The following is a 21560-nucleotide window of genomic DNA, read 5'->3' as shown; positions in this document are numbered from 1 at the left end:
GGATGACCATGTCCCAGTACGGTTCCGCAGCCCGGAACAACCCCGACGACGACGCGCCGGCCCCGGACCCCCGCAGCGGTCCGGCGGACCTGGGCAAGCCGGACACCGCCCGCCCGCACGGCGCCCGCACCGACGCCGCTCGCGCCGGCACGGCCCGCCCGGACCCGGCCGGTCCGGAGACCGGGCGCCCGGCAGCTCCGCCCGAACGACGCGCTGCCGGAGGCCGGTTCGCCGTCGTCCCGGGAGGCGACCGGGCCGCAGAACGGCCGTCCGAGCCCGCCCGGCCCGCCCGCCCGCTGCCGGGCCCCCGGCTCGGTGACCCGGAACCGGCATCGGCGGCACCCGCGGGGAGCGGATCGGGCGGGTGGCTCGGCGTGGAGCGGACGCAGCGGCTGCGGGCCGAATGGCACTCCGTCCAGGCGGGATTCGTCGACGATCCCCGTCAGGCCGTGCAGCAGGCCGACGCCCTGATCGAGAAGTCGGTCGGCCTGCTGGCCGAGGCCGTCACCGAGCGGCGCCACCGGCTGCGCGGCGCCGAAACGGCACCGGGCGGCGCGCCGGCTGCCAGCACGGAGGACCTGCGCCTCACCCTGCGCGAGTACCGGTCCCTGCTGGACCGCCTCCTCGACACCTGAACCACCAGCGCACCCGGAGCCGGAGGGGCCGCCCGGGCGGCCCCTCCGGCTCCGGGTGCGTTCCGCCCGCCCTGATCCCGACGGCAGGGCCGAGTGTCCGGAGGTCACTGCACCCGGGCGCTCTCCGTCACCTGCTCCGTGATCCACCCGAGGTGAGGCGAGCCGGGTGAGGCCAGCCGGGTGGGGCGAGCCGGGTCTCCGCCAACACTCATCAGGTCGGACGAGGCCGGCGGGCGGAGTCGACGGCGACGGGGGCACCTCCCAGCCGCCGCGCCGGGAGCCATCGGCAACCGACGCCAATGCAGCACGGGGGCAGCCCCTGGCCGAAGGCTGGGCGCGCGCGTGCCCGGGCGTCGCGGCCCCGGGCTGATGCACGAGCCACGCCCCGAGGGGCCCGGCGGTTCGCGTCGGATCGGCGGGCGGCGGAGTCCGCGCGATGGGGAGCGCCCCCGGCCGGGGGCGGCGTGCGCGGACCGGCTCCCGGGACGGCGATCGGGTTCTCCCCTCCGGCATGGCTCCCCTCCGGCGTGGGGTCAGCCCCGGCTGCTGGGGGCCAGGCGGCCGAGGAGGTGCAGCAGGCGGTCCAGCGCGTCGCGGGAGTTGGGCTCCGTCAGGTTGACCATCAGCCGGAACGCCGCCCGCAGCAGGGCCGGGCTGCCCAGTCCGGCCGCCCCGGCGGCGCCCATCAGGCGCGGGCGGCTCAGCGCCGCGGCCGTGAGCCGGCCGAGCGCGAAGTAGCCGTCGTAGGCCGCGCGCAGGGCCTGCGGGTAGGCGCGCAGGGCGAGGTCGCGGCCGCGGTCGGTGCGCCGGGCGAGGGCCTGGGCGATCGCCTCGGCAGCGTACCGGCCGGACTCCATCGCGTAGGCGATGCCCTCGCCGGTCGCCGGACTGACCGTGCCGCCGGCGTCGCCGACCAGCAGCAGGCCGTCGGCGTAGTGGGGCTGGCGGTTGAGTCCCATCGGGAGGGCGGAGCCGCGGATCGGCTCGGTGACGGCCTCGGGGTGGTAGCCGTACTCGGCGGGAAGGTCCTCGCACCAGCGCCGGAGCAGGTGCCGCCAGTCCACTTCGCGGGGCACCGCACCGGTGTCGACGACGCCCAGGCCGACGTTGGCGGTGCCGTCGCCCATGCCGAACACCCAGGCGTAGCCGGGCAGCAGCCGGCGGGCCGGGTCGGCGGGGTCGCGCAGGTCGAGCCAGGCCTCCAGGTAGCGGTCCTCGTGGCGCGGGGTGGTGAAGTAGGTGCGGTAGGCGACGCCCATCGCGCGATCGGTGCGCCGGTAGCGCTGCATCGCCAGGGAGAGCCGGGTGGAGTTGCCGTCGGCGGCGACCACCAGGGGCGCCCGGTAGCCGACGGGCCGGCGTTCCTCGCCCAGCCGGGCGGTGACGCCGGTGATCCGGCCGGTCCGTTCGTCGAGCACCGGGCCCGCGACGTTGGCCCGCTCCACCAGGCGGGCGCCGGCCGCGGCGGCGCGGCGGGCGAGCAGTTCGTCGAAGTCGGCGCGGCGCCGGACCAGCCCGAAGCCCGGGAAGGCGGACAGTTCCGGCCAGTCGAGTTCCACCCGTCGCCCGCCCGCGACGATCCGCAGGCCGCGGTTGTGCAGCCAGCCGGCGGACTCCGAGACGTCGATGCCGAGGTCGATCAGCTGCCGGACGGCGCGGGGGGTCAGGCCGTCGCCGCAGACCTTCTCGCGGGGGAAGGCGGACTTCTCCAGCAGCAGGACGTCCAGGCCGGTGCGGGCCAGGTGGTAGGCGGCGGTGGAGCCGGCCGGGCCCGCACCGACCACGATCACATCGGCCGTCTCCACACCGTTCCCGGACGCGTCGGCCGCCGCGGCAGCCTCGGCGACGGCGGCGGCGGCCGGGTCGGCGACGGCCCCGGCGCCGCCGGGCGCAACGGCGGGCTCCGGCCGGGCGGGACGGGGGGTGGACGACTGCTGTGCTGGGCCGGGCATGCGGCGCTCCCACGGGTGTCGGTCCGGCGGCGGACTCGGCGGATTCGGCGGATTCAGCGGACACAGACGATATGGACCGCGGACGCCCCGTCGAACCCGACACGCGGGCATCGGACGCCGCGCCCGGCTCCACCGGCCCGATCCGGCACACCGGTCCCTCACATCCGAGTGACCGAATCGTTGTGTTGGACTTGTCGGACAATCGGCTCCGCTCCGTCGCAATGCGGCCAAACCTTCCTTGCGGGGCCGGACCCGCTGCGGGATTTTGATGCGTCTCATCCGCCGACCGTCGTCGGCTGAGGGCTCCCACCTCCCCGCGCGGCCCCCGGCCGCCGACTCCCGTTGGACACAGCCATGCGCATTCGCTCCACCACGGCGAGATCCCTCGTCGCCGTCCCCGCCGTCGCCGCCCTGCTGATCGCCGCTCCCGCTGCCGAGGCCGCCGCCGGTGGCCAGGCCGCGAAGGGCAACAACGGCACGGTCAAGATCCACGACTCCGCCACGGGCGAGGAGCCCACCAACAACGAGCCCAAGGTCTGCACCTTCTACCTGGACTCGTTCGGCTTCGACCCGGGCCAGGAAATCGTCTGGACGATCGCCCGGATGCACGGGGACAAGGAGACCGCCGTCGTCTACGGCGACATCCCGGTGGACGGCAAGGGCCACGTCCGCACCGAGGACATCAACCTGCCGGACGGCCAGTACAAGCTGTACTGGGAGGCGATCGAGCTGGAGCGCGGCAAGCTGCCGGCCACGCCGCCGAAGCTCAACCACCCGAAGCAGAAGGTGTTCAAGGTGGACTGCGGCGGCCGCACCCCCACGCCGACCGCGACGCCGACTCCGACGGCCACGCCCACCAGGACGACTCCGGTCCCGCTGCCCCCCACCCCCAGCGGCCCGCCCACCACCCTGCCGGTGCCGACGCCGACCACCACGCCGTCGGTGACCCCGAGCAGCACGCCGACCACCACCGCGCCGACGACGCCGGCCACCACGCCGCCCGTGACGCCGTCCACCACCCCGTCGGTGACCCCGAGTACCACGCCGACCGTGACGCCCACGCTGACGCCGAGCGCGACCCCCACCACGACGCCGGCCCAGCCGGCCTCCCCGAACCCGACGCCGCCGATCCCGACGGTCCCGACGGTCCCGGCGACCGTCCCGCCCACCGTCGTGCCGACCATCACGCCGACCGCCGTCCCGTCGGCCACGCCGAGCACCACCCCGGCCCCGTCCGCCACTGGCTCGCCGAGCCCGTCGGCCACGCCGGGCGGCCAGGCCCCCGCGCCCGCCCCGAGCGGGTCGGCCGCCCGGCCGACCGCGACCGTCCCGGTGCACACCGCTGCGCCCGGCACCGTCATCGACCCGGCCAACCCGCTGATCATGCCGACCGAGGTCAGCGTGCCCACCCCGATCGCCGGGGCCGCTCCGGTCGGCAAGGACCTCGCGTCCACCGGTAGCGACGGCAGCACCCTGCTGATGGCCGGCGCGGGCACCGTCCTGCTGCTCGGCGGCGCCGGCGCCGTCGTGTACACCCGCCGCACCCGCCGCTCCTCCTGATCCGGCACCCCCGGACACGCGAACGGGCCGGCGCCCCCGAGGGGTCGCCGGCCCGTTCGTCCGTCCCGCCTCCAGCCGCCGCCGCAGCAGCAGGTAGGAGTCTCACGGCGTGATCGCGAGTTCCACGTAGGCGGCCAGAATGGCCAGGTGCACCGCGCCCTGGAGCGGCGTCGCCCGGCGCGGGATGACCGTCAGGGTGCCGACCACGATGGTCAGCGTGAGCAGCACCAGGTGGGAGGAGTCCAGCCCCAGCACCAGCGGCCCGGAGAGCCAGTACGAGGCGACGGCCACGGCCGGGATGGTCAGGCCGATGCTCGCCAGCGCCGAGCCGAGCGCCAGGTTGAGGCTGGTCTGCACCCGGTTGCGCTTGGCGGCGCGCAGCGCGGCGATGGTCTCCGGCAGCAGGACGAGCAGCGCGATCACCACACCGACCACCGAGTTCGGCAGCCCCGCCGACTCGACCGCCGACTCGATGGTCGGCGACACGCCCTTGGCCAGGCCGACCACCGAGACCAGCGCCACGCCGAGCAGGACCAGGCTGATGACGGTGGCCCGCACGGTCGGCGGCTCGGCGTGGTCCTCCTCCTCGACCACCTTGCCCTCCGGAGTGACCGGCAGGAAGTACTCCCGGTGGCGCACCGCCAGGGTGGCCACGAACAGGCCGTACAGCACCAACGAGGCGGCGGCCGCGAAGGCCAGCTGCGCGGGCGAGAACTGCGGGCCGGGCGAGCTGGTGGTGAAGGTCGGCAGGACCAGGCTCAGGGTGGCGAGGGTTCCGATGCAGGCCAGCGCGGCGCCCGTGCCCTCGGCGTTGAAGACCGCCACCCGGTACTTGCTGGCCGCGACCACGATGGACAGGCCGAGGATGCCGTTGCAGGTGATCATCACCGCGGCGAACACCGTGTCCCGGGCGAGCGTCGAGGCCTTGTCGCCGCCGTCCGCCATCAGCGTCACGATCAGCGCGACCTCGATCACCGTCACCGCGACCGCGAGCACCAGGGAACCGAACGGCTCCCCCACCTTGTGGGCGATCACCTCCGCGTGGTGCACGGCGGAGAGCACCGCGCCCGCCAGGAACAGTGACACCACGCCCACCACCCAACCGGGGAGTTCGCGGTGCCAGGTCAGGGCCAGGACGGCGAAGGCCAACAGCGGCACGACGACGGTCCACTGCGAGACGACTGGTCGGAGCTTGGTGAACATGCCGCCGAGCATCCCATCCGGAAGCACGGGTTCCGTGGCGGCGCCACCGGGGAGGCCACGGATGTGGCCGACCTCATGACCCGGCCACCGTACTCCCGCCGTATTCCGCGAGGTAGGCGAGGACCCTCCCGACGTGCGGTTTCACCCGATCGGGTACACCGCCGGCATCGGCGACGGTCTTGTCGCTCGTCCGGTAGCCGGCCGTCACCAGGGCGGGCAGGTCGGCGGAGGGGTAGCCGCGCAGCTTGAAGCGCTGGGCGAGCCAGCAGACGTAGCCGCCCATCGAGGCGATCGCGTCGTCGGGGTCGAGGTAGTCCTTGACGCCGTCGTGGTCACCGTCCTGCGCCCAGGCGTTGAAGACCGTGGGCGTCCACATCGCCACGCCGTACTCCCCGCTCCGGGTGTCGGCCGCGGCCGGGTCGAATCCGGACTCCGCCTTGATCATCGCGGCCAGCAGCGCCGGGGTCACCTCGGGCTCCGGGCAGCGGCGGGCCGCGTCCTCGATCGGGCCGCGCAGCGCGGCGGGGACGTCGGCGTCCGGCGGGATCGCTCCGACCCGCACCGCGCCGCGCGCCGGTGGGGGCGCCCCGGCCGTCCGCGCCCCGCCGGGGGCGCCGGACGCGGAGGGATCCGACGCGGAGGGCTCCGGCGCGCCGGTCAGCGTGAGCAGGGCCGCCGCCCCGGCGAGCAGCGCCGCAGCGCCGACGGCCGCGCGCCGGGCCCGCCGCGTCCGCCCGGAGGCCGGGACGGACGGCGGCCCCGGGACGGACGCGTCGTCACCGAGCGCGTCCACGAGCAGCGCCGCCAGGTCCACCTCCGCGCGGCGCCGCCGGTCGGCCGCCAGGCAGGCGGTGACCAGCGGCCGCCACCGCTCGGGCAGGGCGGCGTCCAGGCGCAGCGGTGCACTGCCGCGCGCGTACGCCAGGGCGGCGAGCGAGCGGGCCCGGGCGGTGGCGCCGAGGAACGGGTGCAGGCCGCCGGTGAGCACCTGGTGGGCGAGGACGCCGAAGGCCCACAGGTCGGCGCTCGGGCGCAGCGCCACGCCGTGGGTGCCGGTCCGCTGGGACCACCACTCGGGCGGCACGTGGTCGGGCGAGCCGAGCGGCGGGGCGTAGGCGTGGGTGCCGTCCAGTTCGGCGGTCAGGCCGAAGTCGGCGAGCTTGGCGGTGCCGTCGGGCATCAGCAGGACGTTGGCGGGCTTGAGGTCGCCGTGCACCCAGCCGGCGGCGTGCATGTGGCGCAGTCCGGCGGCGACCTCGGCGAGGATCCGGCCGGCGTCCGGGACGGGGTGCGGCGGCCGGCCGGCGGCCAGGAGGTCCTGGAGGCTGCGCTCGGCGCGCTCCATCACCAGGGCGAGCGCGCCGTCCAGTGCCGGGTGGGCGGGGTCGGCGAGGGTGACCGCGGCGAGGGTGCGGATCAGGTGGGGGTGGTCGGCGCGCCGGCTGAAGCACAGTTCGCTGCGGGCGAGCCGGAGCATGGTGTCGCGCTGGCCCGGGCTGAGCCGGCCGGGGTGGAGGAACTTGACGGCGGCCTCGTCGGGGCCGGTGGCGGGCTCCGCGTCCGGGTCGCGGCGGGCGGCGTGCACGCAGCCCCAGCCGCCGGCCCCGATCCGTTCGCCCACCCGGTAGCCCGCGACCGGGTAGCCGGGCGGCACCTCGAAGGCGGGGCCGCCGTACGGTGCCCCGGCCGGGTGCGGCTGCGCCGCGCGCGCTGCCACCGTCGGATCACCCGCCGCGCCGGGGCGGGAGCAGCGCCAGGTGCTCCTCCCGCACGAGGTCGAACCGCAGGGCCAGTGCCACGAGTTCCTCCCGCTTGCCGCCCGGTTCGGCCGGTTCCACCGGGTCGCGCAGCCGGAGTTTGCTGCCGACCAGGTAGTCGATGTGGTAGTTGACCGCCGAGCGGCTGAGGTCCCGGCAGGCGGGCAGCTCGCGCAGCCGCGCCACCACCTCGGTCGCGCCGGGGACGGCCGCCGCGGAGGGCGAGCGCAGCCTCGGCTCGCAGAGCGCCAGCAGCACGAGGAAGTACTTGGCGCTCGGGTCCAGGGCGAACGGGCTGACCGTGCACTCGCCGTCCGCCTCGGCCGAACCGGCGTCCAGGTAGGCGTGCTGGGGGGCGAAGACCTTGAACGCCACCGGTTCGCCGTGGGCGGGCAGCAGGATCCGGGAGATCTCGAACGGGACGGGCGCGCCGAGCCGTCCGGGCGCGACCTTCACGTGCTCGCCGGCGCCTTCGAGGTTCTCGACGACGTAGGTGGCGGTGGCGCTGAAGTTGGAGAGCCGCCAGTAGTCCTCGGCCGCGGTGATCTCGCCGGCACGGCGCGACACGCCCGGGTCGGGGATCGGCACGGCAGGCGGGCGGCCGGGCTCGCCGCGCCCGAACGCGGCCGTGTCGCCCGGCCCGAGGTGCAGCAGGGCCGGACGGCTGGGCGGGGCGCCGCGCGGCGGCCTCGGCAGCCGGGCGAAGCGGCGGTCGGACGGGGCGGTCGGACGGGGATCGGGCAACTGCACGATGACCGTGGTCATCCAGGTCACCTCCGTGGGTCGGCCCGATCGTAGCCGTCCGAACCACCCGTCGGCGCCAGGCCACCCGGACGAGTGAACGGCGCGCCGGGGCGGGCGAGTTGCCGGGGACCGGCCCACCGGGGCCACGGCCGACCGCACCGGCCCGCCGATCGCACCGGCCCGCCGACCGCACCGGCCCGCCGGACCGCCGGACGGCCCGAGCTCCGGTCCGCCGGACCGCCGACACCTGACGGTAACCACGACGTCACCGGCGGGATCGCAGTGGGTAGTTGAACGGTCACCATGGGTGTGATGCAACACACATAGGGCATGTCCCGGATTTGTGCAAGACTCATCCCACAGAGTGAGATTCCCTTTCATTCCAAGGAGGTTGACATCATGCGCGCTCGGATCGCAGCCCTGATGGTGACGGCGGCAGGGATCACGGCGGCCACGATCCTTCCGGCCGCAGCCGCGACGCCCTCCCCCGAGACCGGTGCCGCCGCGTGCGCGACCGTGCTGAACCAGCCCTGCGTCTGGCAGCAGCGGGACGGCGCGGGCGGCGTCGTCGGCATCGCCCAGGTCTCCGCCGACCCGGGCCAGGTGACGGTCGTCACGGTCGAGGTGCGCACCCAGCGCGCCTGGGGCAGCCCGTGGGTGACGGCCGCCTCCGCGACCACCGTCACCCGGGGCTCGGCCCAGGCCGTGACGCCCCGCGTCGTCACCACGGACCTCAAGATGGTCTGCGCCACCGCGGGCCCCGCCCTGGAGGCGGCGCAGCAGGTGACCACCTGTACCGGCCCGTTCTGACGCCCCGTCCGAGGACGGGGAACTGACGGGCCGGTGCCTCGCGCGCACCGGCCCCGGCCGGCCACCGGGTCCGCACCCGGTGGCCGGCACCCGGGTCGCCGGTCCGGCGGCTCAGCAGCGCCGGCGCCCTCGCGGAGCGGGAGCGGAAGGGTCTCGGCGGACTGGTGGTCGGGGGTGACGACCACGGCGTGGCCGTCGGGGCCGAGCAGCGTCTGCACGGCCAGGTCGAGCCCCCCCTGCGCGCCGCCGAGACAGATCACGTCCTCCGGGCCGGCCGGCTCGTACGTGCCGGCGACCGCCTCCCGCAGGCCCGGGTCGCCGAGGGTCTCGGTGCGGCCGAGGGCGAGGGTCTCCCCAGGCCTGCCGGTCCCCGGGGTCCGCGAGGGCGAGCAGTTCCGACATCGCCATGGTCTGCGCGCCGGACCCGGTGAGGTGGTGGCGGGCGGTGGACTCCCGGCGGGAGAAGTGCGTTTCCAGCCGGAAATCGCGGGGCGGGCCCGGTCCCGGGGGGTGCTCGCCCCGGGACCGGGCCCGCCCGGCTGCCGAGGAGGGCGGCTCAGTCGCAGGTGACCGCGAGGAGCGCGACCCGGCAGGTGCGGCCGGCCGCGTCGTCGGCGGCGACCGGGTCGACCGGGGCGCCGGAGGTGCGAGCGGCGGTGACGGTGAACGTCCGGCCGAGGTTGACCAGCAGGCCCACCTGGAGTGTGAGGTGGCGGGTGGTGCTCGCGCCGGCGGCCAGCGGGGCGGTGAGTGCGCAGGTCAGCCGCCCGGCGGCGACGGTGCAGTCGGTGCTGCTCGCGACGATCCCGGCGGGCAGGGCGGCCTCGACGGTCGCGGCGGTCACCTCGCCGGGGCCCCGGTCGGTGAGGGTCAGCGTGTAGTCGACGCGTCCGGCGAGCAGGCCGGACCCCGGGGCGGCGGAGAGCGCCACGGCGAGGTCCGCGCCGGGCGCCTGGTAGCCGAACCGGTCGGCGGCCGTGACCGCGCTGGTGCCGCCGGGCGTGGTGACCCGGACGTCGACCGTCCCGGCGGCCGCCGCGGGCGGTGCGGTGGCGGTGCAGGAGGTGGCGGTGCAGGAGAAGGAGGGGGCATCGCCGGCGGCGCCGAAGCTCACGGCGGTGGCGCCCGCCAGGTCCGTGCCGGTGACGGTGACCACGGTGCCGCCGGCCTGCGGGCCGCTCGCGGGGCTGATCCCGGTGACCGCGGGCACCGGCGGCGGGAAGGCGAGGACGCTCAGCGCGCCGCCGTCGAAATCGGCCAGGTAGCCGCGCCGGGCGTCGGGCGTGAGCGCCAGTGTGAACGGGCCCGCCCCCACCGGGACGGTGGCCGTGACGCTGCCGCTCGCGGCGTCGAGCACGCTGAGCGTGCCGTCGGCGTAGTTGCTCGCGTAGACGGAGCGGCCGTCGGGGGCGGCGGTGACCGCGTACGGGTTGGTGCCGACCGGGACGGTCGCGGTCACGGCCAGGGCGGCGGTGTCCACCACGCTGACGGTGGAGTCCCCGCCGTTGCCGGTCCAGAGCCGGGAGCCGTCGGGGGCCAGGGCGAGGCCGAAGACGCCGTGGCCGACCGGTATCGAGGCGCTCACGGTGGCGGTGGCGGTGTCGATGACGTCGACCCGCTGCCCCCCGGAGGCCGCCACGTACACCCGCCCGCCGCCGGGGGCCACCGCCAGCCCGTGCGGTTCGGCGCCGACCGGGACGGTGGCGGTGACGCTGCCGCTCGCGGTGTCGAGCACGCTGACCGTACCGGCGTCCGCATTGCTCACGTACGCGCGGGCGCCGTCGGGGGCGACCGCCACGCCGAAGGCTCCGGCGCCGACCGGGACGGTGGCGGTGACGGTGCCGGTCGCGGTGTCCACCACGCTGACCGTGCCGGTGAGGTGGTGGGTGAGGTAGGCGTGCGCGCCGTCGGGCGTGAAGGCCGCCGCGTAGGAGCCGGTGCCGGCGGTGAAGGTGCCGGTGACCGCGCCGGTGGCAGTGGACAGCACGGTCACCGTGCCGCTGCTCTGGCTGGTCACGTAGGCCCGCCCGCCGTCCGGCGCGAGCGCGACGCCCGCCGGGTACGGCGCGACGGCGACGGTGGCCGTCACCGTGGGCGGCGCCGCGGCGGCGGCAGCGGCGGCGGGCTGGGCCAGCAGTGCGGCGGTGGCCGCGCCGACGGCGGCCACCGCCGTCCAGGAGCGGCGCGGGGAGGGGCGTCTGGTCAACGGGGTCTCCAGGCTCGTCGGAGGGACGGGCGGTCCCCCCGGGTCGCCCGAAGCGTAGAAGCCCGGCTGACGGATCATCAGCGGATGACCGGGATTGTCATCAGCCGTTCAAATTCGGGCAGATGGTCATCATTCGAACCTTCGTCGGCCACAAGGGATCACCAGGGATCACCAGGGATCACCAGGGACCGCCGAGGACCACCGGCCGCCCACCCGGAGCCGCCGGGTACCCAACGCTCGTCCGGACGGCGATCGTTTCAAGGCCGCTACACTCCTGGGCAGGAGACGGTACGCGGCACGGCGGGAGGAACGGCGACGATGGCCGAGGACGGACGCATCGAGGTGCCCACCCGCACGCTGGTCGAGGGCATGGTCCGGGCGGACGGCACCATCGACGCCGGGGAGCTGTACGGCGTCGCGGGCGAGCTCGGCATGACCGACCAGCAGGTGCGCCTGTGCATCAAGCGGATGGCGGCCGACGGCCTCCTCGTCCAGGAGGGCCGCGGCCGGCGCGCCGTGCTGCGCGAGACCGACCGGGCCCGCCGCTCCGCCGAGCCGGAGGCCGCGTTCGTCCGCCACATGTACGCCCAGGACGCCGGGCTCGCCCCGTGGGACGGCCGCTGGCACCTGGTCGCCTTCGCCGTCCCCGAGGCCGCCCGCGCCGCGCGGGACGCGCTGCGCGAAGCGCTGGTCCGGCTCGGCGGCGCGGCCCTCCAGGGCGGTCTCTACGTCAGCGCCAACGACTGGGAACCCCTCGTCGAGGCCGAGGCCGCCCACCTCGGCGTCCGGGACTGCGTCACCCTGCTCACCAGCACCGACCTGCGCATCGCGGGCGAGGACGCCCCGCCCGCCCTGGCCCGCCGGCTGTGGCCGCTCGACGACCTCGCCGAGGGCCACCGCCGGCTGGCCGCACTGGCCGCCGCGTGCCTCGCCCGGCTGACCGCCCCGGACCCGGCGGACGCCCCCGCCCGGATCGAGCGGATGGCGATCGCCGTCGAGCTGGCCGCCGCGTTCACCCGGGCCACCGCGGACGACCCGCTGCTCCCGCCCGAACTGCTCCCCCGTCCCTGGCCCGGCGCCGAGGCCCGGGCGCTCACCGCCGACTGCTGGCGCCTGCTGCGCCGCGCCGAGCGGGACGCCCCCGGGCCCGGCCCCCGGTTCTTCCAGCGCTACGACGAGGTCATGGCCGAGATCACCGGCGAGCCGCGGACGGCCTGAACCGCCACCACGGCGCGGCGGGACGGTCCCGCGCCCGCCGGATGGAGCGGACGGCTCGGCGCCCGGCGGCTCAGCGCTTGACGGCCACGCCGCCGTACATCGCGATGTCCTGGTCGCGCACCGGCGCGGCCCCCGGCTCCGGGCGCCAGCGGTGGACCAGCGTGACACCCGGGTCCAGCAGCTCGTAGCCGTCGAAGAAGGCCAGCGTCTCGGCCCGGTCCCGGATCTGCAGCGGGATGCCCCGGGCGTTGTACTCGCGCCCCACTCCGCCGACGCCGACCGGGTCGGTGTCGCCGGTGAACACGGTCAGGGCGAGGAAGCTGCCCGGCGCCAGGTGGTCCATCAGCCGGCGCACGATGCCCTGCGGGTCGTCCTCGTCGAGGACGAAGTGCACGATGGCGATCAGCGAGAGCGCCACCGGCCGCGTCAGGTCGAGGACCTCGCGCAGCCGCGGCGCGTGCAGGATCGAGTCGACGTCGCGCAGGTCCGCGTCCAGGTAGGCGGTGCGGCCCTCCGGGCGGCTGGACATCAGCGCCCGGGCGTGGGTCAGCACGATCGGGTCGTTGTCGACGTACACCACCCGCGAACTCGGCGCCACCTCCTGGGCGATCTCGTGCACGTTCGGCGCGGCGGGGATGCCCGCGCCGATGTCCAGGAACTGCCGCACGCCGTGCTCCTCGGCGAGGTGGCGGACCACCCGCTCCATGAAGCCGCGGGTGGTGCGCATCGAGGTCGGCAGCGCCGGCCAGGCCTTGACCGAGGCGTGCGCGGCGGCCCGGTCCGGCTCGAAGTTGGTCTTGCCGCCGATGAGGTAGTCGTACACGCGCGCCGAGTGCGGGACGTCCATCCGGAGGTCCACCCCCGTCCAGCCGTCCTCGCCCCGTCCGCCCGTCCGCTCCCCCGCCACCCGGTCAGCGCGCGCCATGCCCACCCCTCCGTACATCCCCGTTGATGTTCCGTCCGTGCTCCGTCGGCGCTCCGGGCCCGCGTCAACTCCGCAGGCGCCGCGCCTTGGTGCGCATGGTAACCGTAACCCGGGGAACGGCGGCCCGGCGGGCCTTCAGGTCTGCCCGAACAGGGCCGCGAAGGCTGCCTCCAGGCCGCTCACCGCCGCGGCGAGCACCGCGACCGTGCGCAGCGCGTCGGCCACCGTGCCGACCCGGCGGCGCAGCGGCCCCTCGCGGGGCTCGTCGAGCGCCGTCTCGTCGAGGATCCCGGCGAGCGCGGCGTCGGCGTCCTCGGCGTCCTCCTCCGGTACGGCGCCCGGCTGTTCGGCGCGCAGCCGGGCGAGCGCCGCGCGCAACGCCCGGGCCTCGACCCGCAGCTGCTCGGGGCCTCCCGGCCCCTGGGGCCCGGCGGCCCCGGCGCCGATCGACACGGTCGCGCCCCGGCCGCCGGCCACGTGACCGCGGACGGTGGAGCCGACCACCTGGACGCCGCCGTCGTTGCGGTTGCCGGCGGGCGGCTGCTTCTCCGTCATGTGTTCTTCCCCTTCGGCAGGTTGATGTTCGCGCCGGCCCCGCCCACGACCGGTCCGTCCACGGCGGAGTTGACCACCTGGACGCCGCCGTTGTTGATGTTGGTGATGCTCTGGCTCTGCTCCTCGAAGGCCGCGTTGTCGTAGCCGCGCGCCCGCAGCTCGCCGCCGACGGCGCTGAACACCCGCTGGGTGACGGTGTTGAGGAAGCGCTGCACGTCGTGTTCCTGGAAGAGGTTCTCGTACACCCCGGCGGAGCCGAGTTCACGCGCACTGGTCCGGGGCGCGTAGTCGACCGCGCGGCCGGCCCGGACGCTCGCGGCGTAGTGCTGACGGTGCCTGGCCCCGCGGCTGTTCGAGGCCTGCACCTCCCACAGCTGGCGGACGGCGGCGCCGACGTCGCTGCTGAGCCGACGGGCGGCCCAGCCGAGCGCGTTCACCGCGTGGCCGAGGTCGGAGCGCTCCCCGAGCAGGTCGACCACGTGGTAGTGGTGCGCGACCGGGCCCAGCACGTACGGCAGCCATTCCAGGTAGAGCAGGCCGCCCCGGGTACTGGCGCGGACCAGCACGGTGACGACCACCTCCTCCTGCCAGGAACCGACCCTGACCGCCAGGTAGTGACGCAGCCGCTCGTGGCCGGTGCGGCTCAGCAGGTCGGCCCAGGCGGGTTCGAGCTGGAAGCGGTCGCCCGCCCGGACGGACATCGCGCCGAGCCAGTCCGCCGGGTGGTCGTCCCGCAGACCGGGCCGGTACACCCGGTCGGTGACGGAGAGTCCGCGCAGCGGGTCCTCCGGATAACGCGGGTCCTGGGCCAGGGCGCGGACCTGCTGGGCGATGGCCCGGTAGAGCACGGCCGCGTCGAGCGGATCGGGCGCCCGCCCCTCGGTGTCGCGTTCGGCGGAGGGGCGCAGCTCGAAGGTCATCCGCCAGGCGCGCCCCGGCACGCCGAGGCCGACCAGCGGCGCCTGCCGGCTGTAGAGCAGTTCGGGTCCGCCCTGCTGCTCGCGCAGCCGCTCGTAGAGCCGGGCGGCGACGCCGCCCTGCGGTTCCACCGGGGGCACGGGAGCCGGGCCGAGGCCGCCGAGGGCGACCAGCCGGCGACGGATCCCGTACCGCAGGGCGGCCGCGACCAGGCAGAGCATCAGCAGTTCGGCGAAGACGGGCCCGAGCAGGCCGGCCCAGTCCGCGTCGTACGAGGGCAGCTCGTGCGCGAGGACGCCGACGAGCGCGACCGCCAGCAGGCAGCCGAGGACGAGACCCTCCGTGCGCACGACGCGGCTGCGGGGGCGCGGGGCGGGGAACTCCGTCTCCTCGACCTCCAGGCCGAGCCGGTGGTCCATCCGGTCCGCGCCGGCGCCGAGGAACAGGACCGGCAGCAGGGCCACCAGCACCGCGACGGAACCGGCCGCGACGCCGAACAGCGGGAAGCCGAGGACGAGGACGATCAGGAGGACGGCGCCGGTCCAGGCCTCCCAGCGGCGGGCGGTGAGGGCCTCGTGCAGCACCCGGACCACGTCGGTGCCGGGCGAGGGGGCGGGGATGCGGACCGAGTGCTCGACGAGTTCCCTGATCAGCGCCCCGCGGAAGTGCCGGTCCAGCCAGGCGGCGGCGCACAGGTAGCGGGTGGCGTCGCCGGGGACGAGGCCGACCTGCCGGCGGAGGTTCTCGGGCGTGGCGGGCAGCGCGGGCCGGGCCGGCGGGGCGGGAACGGGCGGGGCAGGACTCGGCGGCGGCGGGGCGGCCCACGGAGCGGCGGGCGGAACGGCGGCGGGTGGAACGGCGGCGGGCGGAACGACGCCCGTCGGGACCGGAGGCAGGGTGGCGGGCGGCAGGGCGGCGGGCGGCCCCGGGCGGACCGGCCCGAGCGGGACGGCGCCCCACTGCGGCCCGGCCGACTGCGGCGGCGCGGCCTCCGGCGGCGGGACGGGCTTCTGCAGCGGCGGAGGCAAGGGCTCCGGTGGCGGAGGTGGCGGCTGGGCACCGCTGTCCATGACGTCCCCCATCTCTCAGGTCGCCTTCCGGCGAACGAGCTCGGACCGTAAAGCAGTTGGGTGTCCACCGGACAGCTTTCCCGCCGGCCGCGACACGTAACGGCCCGGCTCCGGTCCGTGCCGCGTGCAGAAAATTGGAGTCCTGGAGTCGCATTCGCTAGCCTCTCGAACGTGAGGCTGACCAAGAGCACCGACATCGCCCTCCGCATCGCCATGCGGCTGGCCGTCCTCGACGAGGAGGCCGACCCGACCACCCGCGAGGTGGCCGAGGCGGTCGGCGTGCCGTACACCCACGCCGCCAAGGTGGTCAGCCGGCTGCAGCACCTCGGCGTGGTGTCGGCGCGGCGCGGTCGCGGCGGGGGCCTGTCCCTCACCACGCTCGGCCGCACCGGCTCGCTCGGGGCGCTGCTGCGCGAACTGGAAGGGGTGGGCGACGTGGTCGGCTGCGAGGACGAACCACCGTGCCCCCTGCGGTCGGCCTGCCGGCTGCGCGGGATCCTGCGCAGCGCGCAGGAGGCGTTCTTCGCCACCCTCGACCCGCTCTCGATCGGCGATCTGGTGACCGCGCCGACCGGGCCCGTCCTGCTCGGCCTCACCCTGAGACCGGGCCTCGCCGCGAGGCCCGAACCCGTCGCCGGCCCCACCGGCTGACGCGCTCCGGCACACCCCGACGCCCCAACACCCCACCGCAGTACCGCACCGCACGGCCCACCGTCGCACCCGCGCCGCCTCCCCCCGCCGGTCCGCGCTTCCGCACGGCCGAAAATACGACTCTCATATTCCAATTTGGAGCGCCTCCGATGCTGTCCGCCAAGTCCGCCGAGGTCGTCGAAGCCACCCTGCCCGTCGTGGGCGGTGCGATCGGCGACATCACCCCGCTCTTCTACGACATGATGTTCGCCGCCCACCCGGAGCTGCTGCGCGACCTGTTCAACCGGGGCAACCAGGCCAACGGCAGCCAGCGGCAGGCGCTCGCGGGCTCGATAGCCGCCTTCGCGACCGCGCTGCTCGCCGCCCCGGACAGCCGTCCGGACGCGCTGCTCGCCCGCATCGCCCACAAGCACGTCTCGGTCGGCATCACCGACGACCAGTACAAGATCGTCCACGAGCACCTGTTCGCCGCCATCACCGAGGTGCTCGGCGAGGCCGTCACCCCCGAGGTCGCGGCCGCCTGGGACGAGGTCTACTGGCTGATGGCCAACGCGCTCATCGCCATCGAGGGCCGGCTGCGCGACGAGGCCGCCGCCGCCCAGGGCACCGACCCGGCCGACCTGTGGCGCCCCTTCACCGTGGTCGCCCGCCACCAGGAGACCGACGACGTGACCACCTATCTGGTCCGCCCGGCCGACGGCCGGCCGCTGCCGCCGGCCAAGCCCGGCCAGTACGTCTCGGTGCGCGCCGAACTCCCGGACGGCGCCCGGCAGATCCGCCAGTACAGCCTTTCCGGCGCCCCGGCCGGCGCACTCCAGTTCACCGTGAAGCGCGCCACCGCCGAGGTCGCGGGCGGCCCGGAGGGCGAGGTCTCCAACCACCTGCACGAGACCCTGCGGGCCGGCGACGTCCTCGACATCGCCCCGCCGTTCGGCGACGTCGCGCTCGCCGAGGGCGACGGTCCGGTGCTGCTCGCCTCGGCCGGCATCGGCAACACGCCGATGACCGCGATGCTGGCCCACCTCGCCGCCACCGGCTCGGCCCGCCGGGTCATCACCGTGCACGGCGACCGCGACCAGCTGTCGCACGCCTTCCGCGCCGAGCTCGCCCGGCTGACCGCCGAGCTGCCGAACGCCACCGCCCACGTCTTCTACGAGCGGCCGCTCGGCGACTGGCCGGCCGACCGCACCGGCCTGGTCGACCTGGCCTCGGTCGAGGTCCCGGCGGGCACCACCGCCTACCTCTGCGGCCCGCTGCCGTTCCTGCGCGCCGTCCGCGGCCAGCTCCTCGCGGCCGGCGTCCCGGCCGCCGACATCCACTACGAGGTGTTCGGCCCGGACCTCTGGCTCGGCCGGGACGCCTGACCCGTCGGCCCCGGCGGGCCGGTGCCGCCGCCCCGGAGAGCGCTGTCCGGGGCGGCGCGCCCGGCGTGGTGCACCGCCGTCCGCAGCGGCGGCTCGGTACGATCACCGGCGTACCGGACCGCTCCGGCACCCCGCACCCCGGGCTCGGGAGGACCCTTGCGCGTCGCGTTGTTCGCCACCTGCGTCAACGACGCGCTGCTGCCGTCCACCGCGATCGCCACCGTCCGGCTGCTGGAACGCCTGGGCGTCGAGGTCGGCTTCCCGCCCGCACAGACCTGCTGCGGCCAGCCGCAGTACAACAGCGGCTACGTGAAGGCCTGCGAACCGCTGGTGCGCCGCACCGTGCGGGCCTTCGCCGGGTACGACCACGTGGTGGCGCCGTCCGGCTCCTGCGTGGCCATGGTCCGCGACGCCCACCCCCGGATCGCCGCCCGCGCCGGCGGCACGCTCGCCTCCGAGGTCGCCGCGTTGACGCCCCGGGTGCACGAACTGGCCGAGTTCCTCACCGATGTGCTGGGCGTCGAGGACGTCGGCGCGTGGTTCCCGCACACCGTGACGTACCACCCCTCCTGCCACGGCCTGCGGCTGCTCGGCCTCGGCGACCGCCCGCTGCGGCTGCTGCGCGCCGTCCGCGGACTGGAGCTGGTCGACCTGCCCGGCGCCGAGGAGTGCTGCGGCTTCGGCGGCACCTTCGCCGTGAAGAACCCGGCGGTCTCGGCCGCGATGGCCGCCGACAAGACCGCCAACGCCCTGGCCACCGGCGCCGAGGTGCTCTGCGGCGGCGACAACTCCTGTCTGCTGCACCTCGGCGGCACCCTGCGCCGCCAGGGCGCGCCGCTGCGCCCGCTGCACCTCGCCGAGATCCTCGCCAGCACCGAGGCCGCGCCCTGGCGGGCGGCACCGTGAGCGGGACGTTCCTCGGCATGCCCGCCTTCCCGCCCGGGGTCTCCCCCGAGGTGCCCTTCCCGCAGGCCGCCGCCGGGGCCGTCCGGGACGAACGGCTGCGCGGCAATCTGCGGCGCGCCACCCGCACCATCCGGGAGAAGCGGGCCCGCGCCGTCACGGAGCTCGCCGACTGGGCGCAGCTGCGCGCCGCCGGCAAGGCGGTCAAGGATCACACCCTGCTGCAACTCGACCGCTACCTCCTTGAGTTGGAGGAGAAGGTGACCGCCGCGGGCGGCACGGTGCACTGGGCCGCCGACGCCGCCGAGGCCAACCGGATCGTCACCGGCCTGGTCCGGGCCACCGGCGAGAGCGAGGTGGTCAAGGTCAAGTCCATGGCCACCCAGGAGATCGGGCTCAACGAGGCGCTGGCCGAGGCCGGCATCCGCGCCTACGAGACCGATCTCGCCGAGCTGATCGTCCAGTTGGGCGAGGACCGGCCCTCCCACCTGCTCGTCCCGGCGATCCACCGCAACCGCGGCGAGATCCGGGAGATCTTCACCCGGCGGATGGCCGACTGGGGCCGCCCGGCCCCGGACGGGCTCACCGACGCGCCCGGCGACCTCGCCGAGGCGGCCCGGCTGCACCTGCGGGAGAAGTTCCTGCGGGCCCGGGTCGCGGTCTCCGGCGCCAACTTCATGATCGCCGAGACCGGCACCCTGGTGGTCGTGGAATCGGAGGGCAACGGGCGGATGTGCCTGACCCTCCCGCGCACCCTGATCTCGGTGGTCGGCATCGAGAAGGTCCTGCCCACCTGGCAGGACCTGGAGGTCTTCCTGCAACTGCTGCCCCGCTCCGCCACCGCCGAGCGGATGAACCCCTACACCTCGCTCTGGACCGGCACCCACGCCGACGGCCCGCACGGCGACGGGCCCGAGGAGTTCCACCTGGTGCTGCTCGACAACGGCCGCACCGACGCGCTCGCCGACCGGGTCGGCCGCCAGACGCTGCGCTGCATCCGCTGCTCGGCCTGCCTCAACGTCTGCCCGGTCTACGAGCGGGCCGGCGGACACGCCTACGGCTCGGTCTACCCCGGGCCGATCGGCGCCGTCCTCACCCCCCAACTGCGCGGCACCACCACCCCCCTGGACGCCTCGCTGCCGTTCGCCTCCTCGCTCTGCGGGGCCTGCTACGAGGTCTGCCCGGTGGCCATCGACATCCCCGAGGTGCTGGTCCACCTGCGCGAACGGGTCGCCGGGCAGCGCGGCCACCGGCTGGAGCGGGCCGCGATGGCCGCCGCCGGCTACGTCCTCGACCGCCCCGCCCTGCTGCGGGCCGCCGAACGGGCCGCCGCCCGCACCCGGCGGCTCCACCCGCGCCGCCTCCCCGGCCCCGGCCGGGCCTGGACCGACACCCGGGAGCTGCCGGCCGTCCCCGCCGAACCGTTCCGCGACTGGTGGCGGAGGAACCGCCCGTGAGCGGCCACCCGCCCCCGTCCACCGGCTCGCGCGACCTGGTGCTCGCCCGGATCCGGGCCGCGCTGCGCGGCGGCGGGCCGCAGCCGGCGCCCGTGCCGCGCGACTACCTGCGCAGCCACGTCCCCGCCGACGATCCCGGCGCGCTGCTCGACCTGCTGGAGCGCCACCTCGCGGACTACCGCGCCCTGGTCCACCGCTGCACCGCCGGCCGGCTGCCGCTGCTGCTCGCCGCCCTGTTCGAGGCCCGCGGCACCCGCACCGTGGCCGTCCCGCCCGGTCTGCCGTCCGACTGGCTCACCGTCACCCGGGCCCGCGCGCTCCCGGACGACGGCCCCGGGGGCCCGCTCACCGCCGCCCGGCTGGACACCGTCGACAGCGTGCTCACCGGCTGCGCCCTGGCGATCGCCGAGACCGGCACCCTGGTCCTGGACGCCGGCCCGGGCCAGGGCCGCCGTCTGCTGACGCTCGTGCCCGACCACCACGTCTGCGTGGTCCGCGCGCCCGAGCAGGTGGTCGCCTCCGTCCCGCTCGCCCTCCCGCTCCTCGACCCGGCCCGCCCGCAGACCTGGATCTCCGGCCCCTCGGCCACCAGCGACATCGAACTCGACCGCGTCGAGGGCGTGCACGGCCCCCGCACCCTGGAGGTCGTCCTGGTGACGGGCGGCGACTGAGCCCCGGTGCCCGGGCGGCGCGCGTGCGGCCGGCCGGGCCGGCGCGGGGCGGCCCCGCGCGTCAGGCCGGGCGGAGCTCCAGGGTGCAGCACTTGGGGCCGCCGCCGCCCTTGAAGAGTTCGGAGAGGTCGACCGGCACGGGCTCGTAGCCGGCGTCGGCCAGCCGCGCGGCCAGGGACTTCGCCGCCTCCGGGAGCAGCACCCGGCGGCCGTCGGAGACCGCGTTCAGGCCGAACGCCTCGGCGTCCTCCCGCTCGGCGAGGATGGCGTCCGGGTAGAGGCTGCGCAGCAGCGCCTGGCTGTCCGGGGTGAACGCCTGCGGGTAGTACATGACGTGGTCGTCGGCGAGCACCGCCAGCGCGGTGTCCAGGTGGTAGAAGCGCGGGTCCACCAGTTCCAGGCCGAGCACCGGCAGGCCGAAGACGGCCCGGGCCTCGGTGTGGGCGGCGGGGTCGGTGCGGAAGCCCGAGCCCGCCAGCACCCGGCGGCCGACCAGCAGGTGGTCGCCCTCGCCCTCGTTGACGTGCGCGGCGCGCCGCACCTCGCGGTAGCCGCCGGCCCGGAACCAGGCGTGGTGGGCGTCGGACTCGGCGGCCCGCTCGGCGTGGCGGAAGGTGGCCACCAGCACCCGGCCGTCGAGCACGGTCGCACCGTTGGCCGTGTACACCATGTCCGGCAGACCGGGCACCGGCTCGATCAGCTCGACGGTGTGGCCGAGCTCCTCGTACAGCGCGCGCAGCCGCTCCCACTGGCGGACGGCGAGCGTGGTGTCGGTCGGCTTCGAGGGGTCCATCCACGGGTTGATCGCGTACTCGACGGTGAAGTACGTCGGACGGCACATGAGGTAGCGCCGCGGCCTCGCGGTGCGCTCCGGGAATCGGTGGGACATGCGGCGACCTCCGCCATCGGGAAGGGACTGCGGGACGGGGCTCGGGGACGGGGCTTCGGAGCGGGCGCGGGC

The 21560-nt window shown here is 76.1% G+C and carries 18 protein-coding genes; 9 read left to right on the top strand and 9 right to left on the bottom strand.

Features of this window, described 5'->3' with window-relative positions; translation table 11 throughout:
- Positions 1 to 8 precede the first annotated feature (8 nt).
- A complete protein-coding gene (locus ACF1AK_RS10080; protein ID WP_391498284.1) occupies positions 9 to 635 on the top strand; it encodes a hypothetical protein in 627 nt (208 codons plus the stop codon).
- 533 nt (positions 636 to 1168) lie between these two features.
- Here ACF1AK_RS10080 and ACF1AK_RS10075 read toward each other — a convergent pair.
- Entirely contained in the window at positions 1169 to 2587 is a 1419-nt protein-coding gene (locus ACF1AK_RS10075; protein ID WP_391498283.1) for a geranylgeranyl reductase family protein, read from the bottom strand.
- A 354-nt stretch (positions 2588 to 2941) separates the two neighbouring features.
- On the opposite strand from ACF1AK_RS10075, the gene ACF1AK_RS10070 reads away from it, so the two are divergent.
- Complete coding sequence (locus ACF1AK_RS10070; RefSeq protein WP_391498282.1) at positions 2942 to 4147, top strand: LPXTG cell wall anchor domain-containing protein; 1206 nt, start codon at positions 2942 to 2944, stop codon at positions 4145 to 4147.
- 102 nt (positions 4148 to 4249) lie between these two features.
- Here ACF1AK_RS10070 and ACF1AK_RS10065 read toward each other — a convergent pair whose 3' ends face one another.
- The 3 genes from ACF1AK_RS10065 to ACF1AK_RS10055 all read right to left on the bottom strand — a co-directional run bounded on the left by ACF1AK_RS10065 (position 4250) and on the right by ACF1AK_RS10055 (position 7872).
- Entirely contained in the window at positions 4250 to 5350 is a 1101-nt protein-coding gene (locus ACF1AK_RS10065; protein ID WP_391498281.1) for a calcium:proton antiporter, read from the bottom strand.
- 73 nt (positions 5351 to 5423) lie between these two features.
- A complete protein-coding gene (locus ACF1AK_RS10060) occupies positions 5424 to 7067 on the bottom strand; it encodes a serine/threonine-protein kinase (RefSeq protein ID WP_391498280.1) in 1644 nt (547 codons plus the stop codon).
- 7 nt (positions 7068 to 7074) lie between these two features.
- Complete coding sequence (locus ACF1AK_RS10055) at positions 7075 to 7872, bottom strand: serine/threonine protein kinase (RefSeq protein ID WP_391498279.1); 798 nt, start codon at positions 7870 to 7872, stop codon at positions 7075 to 7077.
- 378 nt (positions 7873 to 8250) lie between these two features.
- Between ACF1AK_RS10055 and ACF1AK_RS10050 the strand changes: the two genes are divergently transcribed.
- Positions 8251 to 8661 (top strand): hypothetical protein, encoded by a 411-nt coding sequence (locus tag ACF1AK_RS10050; RefSeq protein WP_391498278.1) that lies wholly within the window; start codon positions 8251 to 8253, stop codon positions 8659 to 8661.
- Positions 8662 to 9217: 556 nt separating this feature from the next.
- Here the strand turns inward: ACF1AK_RS10050 and ACF1AK_RS10045 are convergent.
- Entirely contained in the window at positions 9218 to 10867 is a 1650-nt protein-coding gene (locus ACF1AK_RS10045; protein WP_391498277.1) for a beta-propeller fold lactonase family protein, read from the bottom strand.
- 318 nt (positions 10868 to 11185) lie between these two features.
- Between ACF1AK_RS10045 and ACF1AK_RS10040 the strand changes: the two genes are divergently transcribed.
- Positions 11186 to 12085: a PaaX family transcriptional regulator C-terminal domain-containing protein gene (locus ACF1AK_RS10040; RefSeq protein ID WP_391498276.1), complete on the top strand. Its 900-nt coding sequence runs from the start codon at positions 11186 to 11188 to the stop codon at positions 12083 to 12085.
- A 70-nt stretch (positions 12086 to 12155) separates the two neighbouring features.
- Here ACF1AK_RS10040 and ACF1AK_RS10035 read toward each other — a convergent pair whose 3' ends face one another.
- The 3 genes from ACF1AK_RS10035 to ACF1AK_RS10025 all read right to left on the bottom strand — a co-directional run bounded on the left by ACF1AK_RS10035 (position 12156) and on the right by ACF1AK_RS10025 (position 15511).
- Positions 12156 to 12932: an SAM-dependent methyltransferase gene (locus ACF1AK_RS10035; RefSeq protein ID WP_391498612.1), complete on the bottom strand. Its 777-nt coding sequence runs from the start codon at positions 12930 to 12932 to the stop codon at positions 12156 to 12158.
- A 213-nt stretch (positions 12933 to 13145) separates the two neighbouring features.
- A complete protein-coding gene (locus ACF1AK_RS10030; protein ID WP_391498275.1) occupies positions 13146 to 13565 on the bottom strand; it encodes a hypothetical protein in 420 nt (139 codons plus the stop codon).
- Positions 13562 to 15511, bottom strand: coding sequence for a hypothetical protein (locus ACF1AK_RS10025; protein ID WP_391498274.1), 1950 nt, complete (start codon positions 15509 to 15511; stop codon positions 13562 to 13564). The genes ACF1AK_RS10030 and ACF1AK_RS10025 overlap by 4 nt, the downstream gene beginning before the upstream one ends.
- A gap of 213 nt (positions 15512 to 15724) precedes the next feature.
- Here ACF1AK_RS10025 and ACF1AK_RS10020 point away from each other — a divergent pair, with 213 nt between their 5' ends.
- From ACF1AK_RS10020 to ACF1AK_RS10000, 5 genes are all read left to right on the top strand, one after another.
- A complete protein-coding gene (locus tag ACF1AK_RS10020) occupies positions 15725 to 16204 on the top strand; it encodes an RrF2 family transcriptional regulator (protein WP_391498273.1) in 480 nt (159 codons plus the stop codon).
- 149 nt (positions 16205 to 16353) lie between these two features.
- A complete protein-coding gene (locus tag ACF1AK_RS10015) occupies positions 16354 to 17568 on the top strand; it encodes a globin domain-containing protein (protein ID WP_391498272.1) in 1215 nt (404 codons plus the stop codon).
- Positions 17569 to 17724: 156 nt separating this feature from the next.
- Complete coding sequence (locus ACF1AK_RS10010; RefSeq protein ID WP_391498271.1) at positions 17725 to 18474, top strand: (Fe-S)-binding protein; 750 nt, start codon at positions 17725 to 17727, stop codon at positions 18472 to 18474.
- Positions 18471 to 19928 carry a lactate utilization protein B gene (locus ACF1AK_RS10005; protein ID WP_391498270.1) on the top strand — a complete coding sequence of 486 codons (1458 nt, stop codon included), beginning with the start codon at positions 18471 to 18473 and terminating at the stop codon, positions 19926 to 19928. The genes ACF1AK_RS10010 and ACF1AK_RS10005 overlap by 4 nt, the downstream gene beginning before the upstream one ends.
- Positions 19925 to 20599, top strand: coding sequence for a lactate utilization protein C (locus ACF1AK_RS10000; RefSeq protein ID WP_391498269.1), 675 nt, complete (start codon positions 19925 to 19927; stop codon positions 20597 to 20599). The genes ACF1AK_RS10005 and ACF1AK_RS10000 overlap by 4 nt, the downstream gene beginning before the upstream one ends.
- A gap of 61 nt (positions 20600 to 20660) precedes the next feature.
- On the opposite strand, the gene ddaH is transcribed toward ACF1AK_RS10000, so the two are convergent.
- Positions 20661 to 21488 carry a dimethylargininase gene (ddaH, locus tag ACF1AK_RS09995; protein WP_391498268.1) on the bottom strand — a complete coding sequence of 276 codons (828 nt, stop codon included), beginning with the start codon at positions 21486 to 21488 and terminating at the stop codon, positions 20661 to 20663.
- Positions 21489 to 21560 lie beyond the last annotated feature (72 nt).

This window comes from Kitasatospora sp. NPDC015120 (assembly GCF_043080305.1).
Taxonomy (GTDB): Bacteria; Actinomycetota; Actinomycetes; order Streptomycetales; family Streptomycetaceae; genus Kitasatospora.
The sequence above is the reverse complement of the archived record's forward strand: the minus strand, read 5'-3'. Positions and strand labels throughout refer to the sequence as shown.